11 protein-coding genes are annotated in these 12,751 nt (G+C 75.7%); 3 read left to right on the forward strand and 8 right to left on the reverse strand.

All coding sequences use genetic code 11. The features are described from left to right. The first annotated feature begins 79 nt into the window (after positions 1–79). Positions 80–424 carry an RNA polymerase-binding protein RbpA gene (locus PH191_RS11670; protein ID WP_274190467.1) on the forward strand — a complete coding sequence of 115 codons (345 nt, stop codon included), beginning with the start codon at positions 80–82 and terminating at the stop codon, positions 422–424. Positions 425–545: 121 nt separating this feature from the next. Here PH191_RS11670 and PH191_RS11675 read toward each other — a convergent pair whose 3' ends face one another. From PH191_RS11675 to PH191_RS11690, 4 genes are all read right to left on the reverse strand, one after another. After that, positions 546–1,325: a polyprenol monophosphomannose synthase gene (locus PH191_RS11675; RefSeq protein ID WP_274194781.1), complete on the reverse strand. Its 780-nt coding sequence runs from the start codon at positions 1,323–1,325 to the stop codon at positions 546–548. Next, positions 1,322–2,899 (reverse strand): apolipoprotein N-acyltransferase, encoded by a 1,578-nt coding sequence (gene lnt / locus PH191_RS11680; protein ID WP_274194782.1) that lies wholly within the window; start codon positions 2,897–2,899, stop codon positions 1,322–1,324. The genes PH191_RS11675 and lnt overlap by 4 nt, the downstream gene beginning before the upstream one ends. Beyond that, positions 2,893–4,017 carry a M24 family metallopeptidase gene (locus PH191_RS11685; protein WP_274194783.1) on the reverse strand — a complete coding sequence of 375 codons (1,125 nt, stop codon included), beginning with the start codon at positions 4,015–4,017 and terminating at the stop codon, positions 2,893–2,895. The genes lnt and PH191_RS11685 overlap by 7 nt, the downstream gene beginning before the upstream one ends. 74 nt (positions 4,018–4,091) lie before the next feature. Continuing rightward, positions 4,092–4,298, reverse strand: coding sequence for a hypothetical protein (locus tag PH191_RS11690; RefSeq protein WP_133828686.1), 207 nt, complete (start codon positions 4,296–4,298; stop codon positions 4,092–4,094). 135 nt (positions 4,299–4,433) lie between these two features. On the opposite strand from PH191_RS11690, the gene PH191_RS11695 reads away from it, so the two are divergent. Further along, complete coding sequence (locus tag PH191_RS11695; RefSeq protein ID WP_274194784.1) at positions 4,434–6,377, forward strand: DUF2339 domain-containing protein; 1,944 nt, start codon at positions 4,434–4,436, stop codon at positions 6,375–6,377. A gap of 84 nt (positions 6,378–6,461) precedes the next feature. Beyond that, on the forward strand, positions 6,462–7,433 hold the full coding sequence (locus PH191_RS11700) for a 5'-3' exonuclease (RefSeq protein ID WP_274194785.1): 972 nt from the start codon (positions 6,462–6,464) through the stop codon (positions 7,431–7,433). A 6-nt stretch (positions 7,434–7,439) separates the two neighbouring features. On the opposite strand, the gene PH191_RS11705 is transcribed toward PH191_RS11700, so the two are convergent. From PH191_RS11705 to tatC, 4 genes are read right to left on the reverse strand one after another with little or no spacing between them, the layout of a single operon-like run. Then, positions 7,440–7,853 carry an MmcQ/YjbR family DNA-binding protein gene (locus tag PH191_RS11705; RefSeq protein ID WP_274194786.1) on the reverse strand — a complete coding sequence of 138 codons (414 nt, stop codon included), beginning with the start codon at positions 7,851–7,853 and terminating at the stop codon, positions 7,440–7,442. Further along, positions 7,853–8,887: a DUF4333 domain-containing protein gene (locus PH191_RS11710; RefSeq protein ID WP_274194787.1), complete on the reverse strand. Its 1,035-nt coding sequence runs from the start codon at positions 8,885–8,887 to the stop codon at positions 7,853–7,855. Before PH191_RS11710 ends, PH191_RS11705 begins: the two co-directional genes overlap by 1 nt. Before the next feature lie 4 nt (positions 8,888–8,891). Continuing rightward, positions 8,892–11,726 carry a DEAD/DEAH box helicase gene (locus PH191_RS11715; RefSeq protein WP_274194788.1) on the reverse strand — a complete coding sequence of 945 codons (2,835 nt, stop codon included), beginning with the start codon at positions 11,724–11,726 and terminating at the stop codon, positions 8,892–8,894. Positions 11,727–11,764: 38 nt separating this feature from the next. Next, on the reverse strand, positions 11,765–12,700 hold the full coding sequence (gene tatC, locus PH191_RS11720) for a twin-arginine translocase subunit TatC (RefSeq protein ID WP_274194789.1): 936 nt from the start codon (positions 12,698–12,700) through the stop codon (positions 11,765–11,767). Positions 12,701–12,751 lie beyond the last annotated feature (51 nt).

Here is a 12,751-nt window from a genome sequence, read left to right on the forward strand (position 1 = left end):
GATGCTGCGGCGTTGACCCACGCGTGCCCGGAGGCCATGTGTCCTCGGGTGCACTCGCAGTCGAGGAAAGGACACCATCATGGCCGACCGCGTCCTCCGTGGCAGCCGTCTCGGCGCTGTCAGCTACGAGACCGACCGCGACCACGACCTCGCCCCCCGCCGTTCCTTCGCGTACCGCTGCCCCAAGGGCCACGACTTCGAGGTGCCGTTCTCGGACGACGCCGAGGCGCCCGTGACCTGGGAGTGCCGCCTCCACGGCGACGAGGGCAAGCGTATCGACGGCACCGAGCCCGAGCAGAAGAAGTCCAAGCCTCCGCGTACCCACTGGGACATGCTGCTCGAGCGCCGTTCGGTGCCCGAGCTCGAGGAGCTGCTCGACGAGCGTCTCGGCCTGCTCAAGGAGCGCCGCTCCGAGAGCGCCTGAGGCACTCACACCGCAAGGCCGTCCCGGCGCCGCCGGGGCGGCCTTTCGTGTGTCCTCGAGTGTCAGCGGCGTGCCGTCGCAAGACACTGAGTGTCCGTCATCTTCCGTGGATCGCCGGGCATCACGGTCGGCGGGGCCGCGCCCGCCGGCGTCGCGCACGGTCGCGCACGGCCCAGGACGTGATCCGCCACAGCGCCTCGCGGACGACGGCGCCGCTCATCTTCGACTCACCGTGGGCGCGCTCGACGAACGTGATCGGGACCTCGCGCACCCGCATCCCCGCCCGCTGCACGCGGAACGCGACGTCGACCTGGAAGCAGTAGCCCTCCGAGGCGACCGTCGCCATGCCCACCTCGGCCAGCGCGCCGCGCCGGAAGCAGCGGTAGCCGCCGGTGACGTCGTGCAGCGAGAGCCGCAGTGCCCGGCGCGAATAGACGTTGCCCGCACGGGAGAGCAGGCGCCGGTGCCACGCCCAGCCCTCCGTCCCGCCGCCGGGCACGTAGCGGGAGCCCAGGACGACGTCCGCGTCCCGGGCCGCCGCCAGCAGACGGGGCAGCTCCTCCGGGGCGTGCGAGCCGTCGGCGTCCATCTGCACGATCCAGCCGACGCCCTCGGCGAAGCCGTCGCACCCGCCGTCCAGCACCGCGCCGAACGCGTCCACGTAGGCCGCGCCGAGACCGGCCCGCGGCGCGTGGTGGTGCACCCGCACGCGGGCGTCGGTCGCGGCGATCGACTCCGCGAGCGCCCCGGTGCCGTCGGGGCTGCCGTCGTCGACGACGAGGATCCGCAGCCCGGGCAGGGTGTCCAGCAGCCGCGTGACGAGGCCGGGGAGGCTCTCGCGCTCGTTGTACGTGGGGACGGTGACCAGCACGTCGGCCCCGTCCGGACGCGGTCCCGTCACGCGGCGTCCCGCCGACGCCGCACCAGCCCCACGGCCACCGCGGCGAACCCCAGCGCGACCAGCACCCACTCCGGACCGGGGCCCAGCCGCGTGGCGAGCGTCGTGGTCGTCCGCAGCGGCACCGTCTCGACGAGCAGCCCGGGTGTGAACAGCGGCCCGGTGCGCGCGACGAGCGTCCCGTCGGGCGCCACGATCGCGCTCTGCCCGCTCGTGGCGGCGATGACGACGGCGCGGTCGTGCTCGATCGCGCGCAGCCGCGACATCCCCTGCTGCTGGTAGGTCATGTCGCTGTAGCCGAAGGTCGCGTTGTTGGTGGGCACCGTGAGCAGGTCGGCCCCGCCGCGGACGGCGTCGCGCACGGAGTCGTCGAACACGACCTCGTAGCAGGTCACGACGCCGAGCCGGGCCGGGCCGGCGGGCAGCACGCCCGTCCCGGTGCCGGGCTCGAAGTCGGTGACCCGGTCGACCAGCGGCGAGACGAGCTCGGCGACGCCACGCAGCGGGATGTACTCGCCGAACGGGAGGATGTGGCGCTTCACGTACGTCGCGCCGGGACCCCGGCCCGGCCCCCAGACGATCGAGGCGTTGCGCGGCCCCCGGACCAGCGTGCCGTCCGGTGCGCGGGTGCCGGACAGCACCGCGCCGACCACCACCGGCACCCCGATCTCGTCGGTCACGGCCCGGATCTCCCGGGCGGCGTCGGCGTTGCGGATCGGGTCGATGTCCGAGGCGTTCTCGGGCCAGATCACCAGGTCGGGGCGGGGGGTCCGGCCCGCGCGGACGTCGTCGGCGAGGCGGCGGGTCTGCGCGACGTGGTTGTCGAGCACGGCCCGGCGCTGGGCGTTGAAGTCGAGACCCGCGCGCGGGACGTTGCCCTGCACGGCCGCCACCGTGATCGCGGGGCCCGGGGTGTCGGCGCGCACCGACGGCAGCGTCGCGAGGCCCGCGAGGGGCCCGAGCAGGACGGCGACCAGGGCGCCCGCCGCGGCGCGGGGACGCCGTGGGGGTCGCAGCGCGCGCACGAGGGCCCAGAGGCCGGCCCCGGACAGCGCGACGGCGACGCTCACCAGCGGCGCGCCACCCAGCGAGGCGAGCGGGGCGAACAGCCCGCCCGGCTGGCCGAACGCGATCTTCGCCCACGGGAAGCCGTCGAAGGGCCACCGCTCGATGAGGGCCTCGCCAGCCACCCAGAGGCACGCCACCCACACCGGCGCGCCGGGCAGGCGCGTCACCAGCGGGAACAGCGCCACCGGGACGGCGACCACCACCACCAGGGCGACGAGCAGGAGCAGCCAGACGGCGCCGACGTACTCGCCGGTCCAGTTCAGCAGCGGCAGCTGGTAGGCGACGCCGACCAGCGCGCCGAGCCCGAAGGCGGTCCGCACCCGGCACCCGTCGACGACGGCGACGACCAGGGCGAGGCCCAGCGGCGCGGCCCACCAGGCGCCGAACGGCGGGAACGCGACGTAGAGCAGGAGCCCCGCCACGACCGCGCCGAGCAGGCGCAGCCAGACGGCGCCCCGGGCGGAGCGTGCGGGTGTCGTCCGGGCGGGCTCGGGGTGGGCCGTCAGCACGAGAGCAGGTCGTGGGGCTGCCGGTTCACCGGCTCGCAGCCGTCGTCGGTGACCACGACGATGTCCTCGATGCGGGCACCCCAGCGCCCCGGGAAGTAGATCCCCGGCTCGATGCTGAAGGCCATCCCCGGCTCGAGGACCAGGTCGTTGCCGGCCACGATGTAGGGCTCCTCGTGCACCTCGAGGCCGATGCCGTGCCCGGTGCGGTGCACGAAGTACTCGCCGTGCCCCGCGTCCCGGATGATCGCGCGGGCGGCCTCGTCGACGCTCTCGGCGGTGACGCCGGGACGCGCCGCGGCGACCGCCGCCGCCTGCGCGCGCTGGAGCACCGCGTACACGTCGCGGACCTCGTCGCCCGGCTCCCCCACCACGTAGGTGCGCGTGGAGTCGGAGTTGTAGCCCTCCGGCAGCGGCCCCCCGATGTCGACGACCACGACGTCGCCGGCCTGGATCACCCGGTCGGACACCTCGTGGTGCGGGCTCGCACCGTTCGGCCCGGAGCCCACGATGACGAACGCCGCCTCGGTGTGGCCCTCCTCGAGGATCGCGGCGGTGATGTCCGCGCCGACCTCGGCCTCGGTGCGCCCGGCCACGAGCCAGCCGGGGACCCGGGCGTGCACGGCGTCGATGGCCGCGCCGGCCCGGCGCAGGGCGTCGACCTCCACGTCGTCCTTGCGCATGCGCAGCTCGCGCAGCACCGGCGTCGCCAGCTCCAGCGAGGCCTGCGGCAGGGCGTCACGCAGGCCGAGGACGTGCAGGGCGGGCATGTCGGCGACCACCGCCACGCGCCGTGCGCCCGCCGTAGGGGAAGTGGCGAGCCGGGAGGCGGCCAGGGCGTGCGGGTCGACACCGTCGGTCCAGGTCAGCGTCTCCATCGCGTCGACGGCGGTGCCGTCGAGGCCGGGACGCTCCAGCGTCGGGACGACGAACGCGACGTCGCCGTCGACGGGCAGCAGCAGGGCCGAGAGCCGTTCGTGGGAGTGCTTGACGACGCCAGTGAGGTACTGGAGATCGGGCCCGGGCGTGATCACCAGGGCGTCGACCCCGGCCTGCCGGGCGGCGGCCCGGGCGCGCTCGAGCCGGGCCGTCACGCGGTCGGACGCGAGGGTGCTGCTCATGGTCGCCGAGCCTAGGACAGGCGGGGCCGCGCGGGGTGCGCCCCGGGTCAGGTCCCCGGGGCGCACCCGCGGGATCACTCGGCGAGCTTCGCGAACGCCTGCGCCCAGAGGAAGTACTTGTTCGTGCCCAGGTCGCGCACGGTCTTGATGTTGAACGCCTCCTTGAGCTTCTCGGCGTCGCTCTCGCTCACGCCCTGCAGGGCGGCGACCGGTGCGTCGGCGATCTCCTGCGCGGACTTGGTCTCGTATTCCTTGTCGAGCTTGGACGCGATGTCACCCATGGTGGGTCTCCCTCCGGTGTGCGGGACTGGCACCCGGCCTGTGCCCGCTCGTCGCGGGAGTCACGCGGTACTCATCCTCCGGACTGAGTAGTCCTCCCCTGGGCGGGCCGGTCGCGGCAGGACAGGCTCCGTGCCATGAACACCCCGGTGCCGCAGGACGCGCTCGTCGCCCGCCTCGGTGACGACCTCGCGGGCGTGGCCCGCGAGGTGGACCGCATCCGCACGACCCTCCTGACGATGCAGAGCGCCCCGCGGCCGAGCGCCCCGGCGCCCCTGCCGGCTCCCCCGCCGCCCGGACCGTGGGCCCCGCCGGTCGCGTGGGCCCCGCCGCCCCCGAGCTGGGGGCCGCCGGCTCGTCCCCCGCGCGCGCCCCGTCCGCCCCGCGCCCCCCGCGCCGCCTGGTCGCCGGCCAAGCTGCTCGCGGTCACCGGCGCGGCCACGACGGTGCTCGGTGTCGTGCTGCTGCTCGTCCTCGCCGCCGGACGCGGCTGGTTCGGGCCCGAGGCGCGGGTGATCGGCGGCGCCGTGCTCGGCCTGGCCCTGGTCGGGATCGGGGTGCGCGTGCGGCGCCGGGCCGCCGACGCCCCCGACCCGTCCACGGCCGTACCGACCGCCGCGGTCGCCCTCGCCGCGACCGGCGTGGCGACGCTCTTCCTCACCGTCGCCGCCGCCGTCGCCCTCTTCGGGCTCCTGCCCCTCGCGCTCGGCGCCCCGTTCGCCCTGGCGGTCACCGCCGGCGGGCTCGTGCTGGCCGACCACTGGCGCCACCAGGGCCTCGCCCTCGGCGTGCTGGTCGCCGCCGGGCTGGCCGCTCCCCTGGTCGTCGGCGGACCGACGCCCACGCTCGTCGCCCTCGTGCTCGGTGCCCAGGTCGCCGCGGTGCTCGTCGCCCGCCGGCGCACCTGGCCCGCCGTCGCGACGACCGCCGCCGTCGTCTCGACCGTCGCGGCCCTCGGCGCCGCGATCCGGCTGCTCGCCGGCGCCCCCGACACCCACCTCGCCACCACCGTCGCGGTGCTCGCGGTCCTCGTCGCGGGCGGCGTCTCGGCCGTCCTGCTCGGCGCGTCCGGCCGGGTGACGGCCACGGCCGTGCTCGGGGCCCCGGTGCTGCCGGTCCTGCTCGTCAGCATCGGCCTGGCCCGCGTCCCGGGCACCCTCGTCGCCGGCGGGGTCGCGGTCGCCCTCTTGCTCGCCGTGGTCGCCCTGGACCGTGTCGGCGCTCCGACGGGCCACCGCGCGCTCGCTCTCGTCGCCGGGGCCGGCGCCACCGGCGCGCTGCTGGTCGCGACCGTCCTCGCGATGGGCTCCGGCCCGCTGTCGCTGCCCCTGCTCGCCGAGGCCCTCGTGCTCGGCGTCGCCGCGGCGGTGACCCGCCGGGCCGGCCCGTTGCTCGCCGCCGCCGTGCTGGGCGCCGTCGGGGGCCTGGTCGCGCTGGGGGTGGACGCGCCGATGGAGCTCGTCGCGAGCTTCCCGGCCCGCCCGTTCGTCGTCACCCTGCCGGGCGGCGCCGTCACCGCGGGCGCGGTCGGCGAGCTCGCCGCCGCCCTCGTCGTCGACCTCCTGCTCTCCGCCGTCGCCCTGGTCGGACTGGTCGCGCTGGGGCGGCTCGGGTGGCTGCGCGACCGCGGCCGCGCCGCGACGGCCGCCGGCCTGCTCGGCGTCGTCGCGCTCTACGGGGCGGCCGGTGCGGTCGTGACCGCGGCGCTGCTGGTCTCGCCGACCCGCGACGCGTTCCTCGTCGGGCACGTCCTCGTGACGGTGTCGTGGACCGCGATCGCGCTGGTCCTGCTCGCGCGGGGCCTGAAGGACTCGCTCTCGCGGGTGCTCGGCGGCGTGCTGGTGATCGCCGCGGTGGTGAAGCTCGTGACCTTCGACCTCACCGCCCTCGACGGCCTCGCCCGCGTCGCGGCGTTCCTCGGCGCAGGCCTCGTCCTGCTCGCGGCCGGGTCGCGCTACGCCAAGGCCGTCGCCGCCGCGCCGGGAGCGTCCGGTGCGGACGGCGCGGCCGCGGCGCCCGGCCCGGCGGGCTCGTCGGAGGTCGGCCCGTCGACGGGCGGCGGGCGCCGGCCGGAGGCGTGACGCCCGGGCTCGTGCGCGCCCGTCCGTGTCGGAACACGGGCAGGCGCGCACGAGCCTGCCGCGTCGAGTGGGAAGCTGCCGCTCATGGACGCGCCGGTGATGCTGCTCGACTCGGCCAGCCTGTGGTTCCGGGCCTTCTACGGGGTCCCGGCCACCTTGACGGCCGAGGACGGGACGCCGGTGAACGCGGCCCGCGGGTTCTGCGACATGGTCGCCCGCCTGGTCCGCGAGCGCCGCCCCGGCGCCGTGATCGCGTGCCTCGACCGCGACTGGCGTCCGGCGTTCCGCGTGCGGGCGATCCCGTCGTACAAGGCCCACCGCGTCGACCCCACGATGGGCGACCCGTCCTCCCCCGTCGGTGGCGCCCCCGACGCCGAGGCCGCGCCGCCCGAGCTCGGGCCGCAGGTCGAGATCATCTTGCAGGCGCTCGCCGCCGCCGGGATCCCGACCGCGGGCGCCGAGGGCTACGAGGCCGACGACGTCATCGGCACCCTGTGCGCCACCGAGACCACCGACGCCATCGAGGTGGTCAGCGGCGACCGGGACCTGCTGCAGCTCGTCCGCGACGAGCCCGCCCCGATCCGCATCGTCTACATCGCCCGCGGGGTGTCGAAGTACGAGCTCTACGGGCCGGAGGACGTCGCCGCCCGCTACGGCGTGCCCGTCGCCCGCGCCGGCGACGGCTACGCCGAGATGGCGATGCTGCGCGGCGATCCCTCCGACGGCCTGCCCGGGGTCGCCGGCATCGGGGAGAAGACCGCGGCGCAGGTGATCTCCAAGTTCGGCTCGTGGGACGAGATGATCTCCGCGGTGCTCGACCGCTCCGACACCCGCATGTCCTCGGCCGTGCGCGCGAAGATGGCGCGGGCCGGCGAGTACCTCGTCGTCGCGCCCGAGGTCGTCCGCGTCGCCCCCGACGCCCCCATCGACTGGACCGGCGAGCGACGCACCCTGCCCCACGAGCCCGCGGACCCGGACGCGCTCGCGGCCCTCGCCGAGCGCTGGAACCTCACCGGCTCGGTCGACCGGCTCGTCTCGGCGCTGCGGGGCGAGTAGGGCGGGTCAGCCGTCCTGGCCGCGGCCCTGCTCGGCGAGCCAGGCCTTCGCGACGGTCTTCGGCGCGCGGTCGACCCAGGCGTCCTCCACCAGCTCGCGCAGCTCGTCGACCCCGATCCGCTCCAGACGCACGAGCACCGCGGGGAAACCGTCGAAGTGCGGCGTCGTGAAGTAGACGGCCGGGTCGTCGGCGATCAGCGCCTCCTTGACGCCGAGGTCCGCCACCCGCACGCCGAGCACGTCGCCCTCGGGCAGCGGCACGCCCGCGGCCTCGAGGGCCGCCTCGTCGGAGCGGCGCAGCGGGCGCTCCCAGACGAAGCCCTTCTTCGACACCCGCCAGGTCGCCGACCCCCACGACACCGCCTCGTCGGTGCGCGGCAGGGCCAGGGCGAGACGGCGGACGTCGTCGAGCGTCGCCATCAGCGTGGTTGCCCGACCGAGTAGGTGCCGCTCGCGTCGATGATCGAGACGGGCACCTGGGCGGGCCGGCCGTCGACGGTCGCGGAGCAGGTGAACGTCGCCCCGGGCCGTACCTCCTGGTCCGACGGGCACGTGACCCCGGTGATCTGGCGGCGCCAGTCCTCGGTGACCACCCGCGTGACGCCCTGCGTCACCGAGTCCGCGTCGAGGACGTCGACCCGCGCGAACCGCGGCCCGACGACGAACGCCAGGAGCCCCAGCACGATCAGCGCGATCACGATGAGGGCCGCGACGACCAGGCCCAGCGCCTTCCAGGGGAAGGGCTTGCGGGGCTGCGGCGGGTACGGGCCACCCCAGCCGGGACCGGGCCGGCCCCACCCCGTCGCGGTGCCGGGCGCCGCCCACACCGACGTCGGGTTCGGCCCGGGGCCGGGGGCGGGCTGCTGCACGTAGCCGGTCGGGCCGTAGCCGGGCTGGGGGCCGTGGCCCTGGTGCTGTCCGTAGCCCTGCTGTCCGTAGCCCTGCTGTCCGTAGCCCTGCTGTCCGTAGCCCTGCTGTCCGTAGCCCTGCTGTCCGTAGCCCTGCTGTCCGTAGCCCTGCTGCGGTCCCTGTCCCGGCGGACCCCAGGCGGCGGTCTGCTGGCCGATCTGGCCGTAGCCGGCCTGGCCGTACCCCGGCTGCTGCCCGTAGCTCGCCTGGCCGTACCCCGTCGACGGACCGGACGGCGGGGCCCAGGGCTGCTCGGCCGGGCCGGGCTGCTGCTGGCCGGGCTGCTGTGGCGCCGAGCCGCCGGGCGGCGCCCACGGGCTCGGCTCGCCGGCGGCGGTCGCCGGCTCCGTCGGCGCGGGCAGCCCCTCGGGCGGGGTGTCGTCGCGGGTGGCCGCGCTCCCGGGAGCCGGGCCGTCCGGCCCCGCACCGTTCGGCCTCGGGTCCTCCGCCGAACGCTCCGCCTGCGAGCCCTCCGTGCCCCCCGCCGCGGGCGGCGCCCAGGGCGACTCCGGCCCGGCGCTCGGCTCCTCCGGCGGCGTGCTCACGGCCCTAGCCCTCCCCCACGGCGACGACACCGCGCCGGATGGCGCGGACCGCGTCGCCCGCGGCCCGGCCCACGGTGTCCTCGTTGCCGGCGACGGCGCGGATCTGGTCGAGCAGGTCGACGACCTGCCGGCACCAGCGCACGAAGTCTCCCGCGGACAGCTCGGTGCCGTGCGACGTGGCCCCGGCGAGCACGACCGCGAGCGAGTCGCCGCGCACCCACCGGTGCACCGGCCACGCGAAGCCGAGGTCGGGCTCGCGGGTGCGGTCGAGGCGGTGGCGGCGCTCGTCGGCGACGAGGTCGTGCCACAGGGCCACGGTCTGCTCCACCGCCGACGTCGCGTCCTCGGGCACACGGGGCACGCCGCCGTCGTCGCGGCGGCTGTCGTAGACCAGCGACGACGCGACCGCGGCGATCTCCGCCGGGCCGAGCCCGCGCCACACACCGTGACGCAGGCACTCGGCGACGAGCAGGTCGGACTCCCCCCACAGCCGCGAGAGCCGACGCCCGTTCTCGGTGACGTCCTCGTCGTCGAGGTAGCCGCGCTCACCCAGCAGCCCGCGGATGCGGTCGAACGTGCGGGCGAGCGAGTGCGTCGTCGAGCGCACGCGGTCCTGGAGCTGCTCGGTCTCGCGCTCGAGGCGCTGGTAGCGCTCGAACCACCGCGAGCGGTCGTCCCGGTCGGCCAGTCCGTGGCACGGGTGGGCGCGCAGCGCACGGCGCAGCGACGCGAGCTCGGGGTCCTCGTTGTCGGCGCCCCTGCGGCGGCGGGCCGACCCCGACCGGGTCGGCGGCTCGATCCCCGTCTCGCGCAGCGCGTTGGCGAGGTCGCGCCGCAGCCGCGGGACGCGGTGGTCCATCTTGCGCGGCAGCTTCATCGTGCCGAGCGCCGCGACGGGCTCGGGGAAGTCGGCGAGCGAGAGGCGCCCGGCCCACCGGTCCTCGGTGAGCACGAGCGGGCGCGGCTCCTGGTCGCGGGGGCTGCGGTCGATGCCCGGGTCGAGCACGACGGCCAGCCCGGCGCGCTTGCCGCCCGGGACGGCGATGACGTCGCCGGGCTTGAGCGCCTCGAGCGACGCCGCGGCCTCGGCCTTCTGCGCCGACCGGCCCTGGCGCGACAGGAGCTTCTCGCGCTCGGTCACCCGGCGGCGCAGGTCCATGTACTCGGCGAAGGACCGGAAGTCGCCCTCGTCCCCGGAGCGCCCGCCGGCGGCCTCGGCGTAGCCGGCGAGGGCCTCGCGGTTGCGCTCGAGGCGCTTGGCCAGCCCGACGACGCTGCGGTCGGCCTGGAACTGCGCGAACGACTGCTCGAGCAGCTCGCGGGCGCTCTCGACCCCGACGCGGTCGACGAGGTTGACGGCCATGTTGTAGCCGGGGCGGAACGACGAGCGCAGCGGGTACGTGCGGGTCGAGGCGAGGCCGGCGACCTGTTCGGGGTCGACGCCGGGCACCCAGAGCACCACCGCGTGGCCCTCGACGTCGATGCCGCGCCGGCCCGCCCGCCCGGTGAGCTGGGTGTACTCCCCCGGCGTCAGCTCGACGTGGGCCTCGCCGTTGTACTTCACGAGCTTCTCGAGCACGACGGTCCGCGCGGGCATGTTGATGCCCAGCGCGAGCGTCTCGGTGGCGAACACCGCCCGTACGAGGCCGCGGACGAACAGCTCCTCGACGGTCTCCTTGAACGCCGGCAGCATGCCGGCGTGGTGGGCCGCGACGCCGCGCTCGAGGCCGTCGCGCCACTCCCAGTAGCCCAGGACGTCGAGGTCGGCCTCGGGCAGGCCCGCGGTCCTGCGCTCGACGACCTCGCGGATGACCGCCGCGTCGTCCGGGCCCGTCAGCCGCAGCCCGGAGCGCACGCACTGCGTCACCGCGGCGTCGCACCCGGCCCGGCTGAAGATGAACGTGATCGCGGGCAGGAGCCCGGCGGCGTCGAGGCGCTCGATCACGTCCACACGCGACGGCGGCCGGAAGCCCGATCCCCCGCCGCGTCCCGGCGGCCCGGAGCGCGCCGGCCCGCCTCGTCGGTCACCCGGACGTCCGCCACGGCCGGGGGGCCCGGACCGGGCGCGGCCGCCGCGGATCGAGGGCCCGCGGTCGACCTCGGCGACGGCGCGCACCAGCGTCGGGTCCACCGTGAGCGTCGTCGTACCGCCGCGGCGCTCCTCGGCGAACAGGTCGAACATCCGGTGCCCGACCACCATGTGCTGCCACAGCGGCACCGGACGGGTCTCGTCGACGACGACGGTGGTGTCGCCGCGGACGGTGACGAGCCAGTCGCCGAACTCCTCGGCGTTGCTCACCGTCGCCGACAGCGACGCGATCTGCACGTGCTGGGGCAGGTGGAGGATGACCTCCTCCCACACCGCGCCGCGGAAGCGGTCGGCGAGGTAGTGCACCTCGTCCATGACGACGTAGGCGAGACCCTCGAGCGCCGGCGACTCCGCGTAGAGCATGTTGCGCAGCACCTCGGTGGTCATGACCACCACCGGGGCCGAGCCGTTGATCGCCGCGTCGCCGGTCAGCAGGCCGACCGCGTCGGCGCCGTGGCGCTCGACGAGGTCGGTGTACTTCTGGTTCGACAGCGCCTTGATCGGCGTCGTGTAGAAGCACTTCTGGCCGCGGGCCAGGGCGAGGTGCACCGCGAACTCGCCCACCACCGTCTTGCCCGCGCCCGTCGGCGCGCAGACCAGGACGCCGTGACCCTGCTCGAGGGCCAGGCAGGACTGCCGCTGGAAGTCGTCGAGCTCGAACGACAGCTCGGCGGCGAACCGCGAGAGCTGGGGGTGCGAGGAGCGGGTGCGAGCCTGCTCGTAGGCCTCGGCAGGAGAGCGAGTGGCCACGTCTCCACAGTGTCACATCCGGGCGGGGGGCCGCCGGATCAGGTGGCGTCCCACCGGTCGGTCGAGCCGTCGCTGCCCCGTTCGGGGGCCGGTGAGGCCGGGGGCAGCGGCTCGATGCGCGGGGCCGGCGCGGGGGCGGGTGACGACGAGCCCAGACGGTCGTCCAGTGGCGAGGGCTGATCGGGATCGAGGCCGTCCCAACCCTGCTCGAGACGTCTCCGGGCCTCACGCTTGTCGTGCACCCGCGCGACCTGGATGGAGAGCTCGAGCAACAGGACGAGCGAGACGCCCAGGGCGAGCATCGAGATCGGGTCCTGACCCGGCGTCGCGAGCGCGGCGAACACGAACAGCCCGAAGACCAGGCCGCGCCGCCACGAGGAGAGCTGGGCGTAGGAGACGATCCCGACGCGGTTGAGCATCACCACCAGCAGCGGCAGCTCGAAGCTCACCCCGAAGATGATCAACAGGGCGATGAGCAGGCTGAAGTAGTCGGAGCCCCGCAGCACCGTGGTCTGGATGTCGCCGCCGACGGTGAACAGGAACTGCAGGGCCTGGGTGACGACGTAGTACGCGAGCACGGCGCCGGCCGTGAACAGCACCACCGCGAGGCTCACGAACGTGTAGGCGAAGCGCTTCTCCTTCGCGTACAGGCCCGGCGTGATGAAGCCCCAGAGCTGGGCGAACCAGATCGGGCTCGACATGAGGACCCCGGCCGTGGCGGCGACCTTGAGGCGCAGCGTGAACTGCTCGAACACCCCGAACGCGACGAGTCGGCACTCCTGGCCGCCCCCGAGCTGCACGCGGTTCTCCGGCGGCAGCGCGCAGTACGGCTCGGTGAGGATCTGCCCCAGCGACGGCAGGCCGAACGGGTAGGTGGTGTACCAGAAGAACCCGAGCGCCGTGCCGATCGCGACGGCCAGCAGGGCGACCGCGAGACGTCGTCGCAGCTCGTAGATGTGCTCGACGAGCGTCATCGTGCCGTCGGGATTGGCACGACGGCGTGACCCGGGCCGGCGCAGACCGCG

It is taken from the genome of Actinomycetospora callitridis (assembly GCF_028737265.1).
Classification (GTDB): domain Bacteria; phylum Actinomycetota; class Actinomycetes; order Mycobacteriales; family Pseudonocardiaceae; genus Actinomycetospora; species Actinomycetospora callitridis.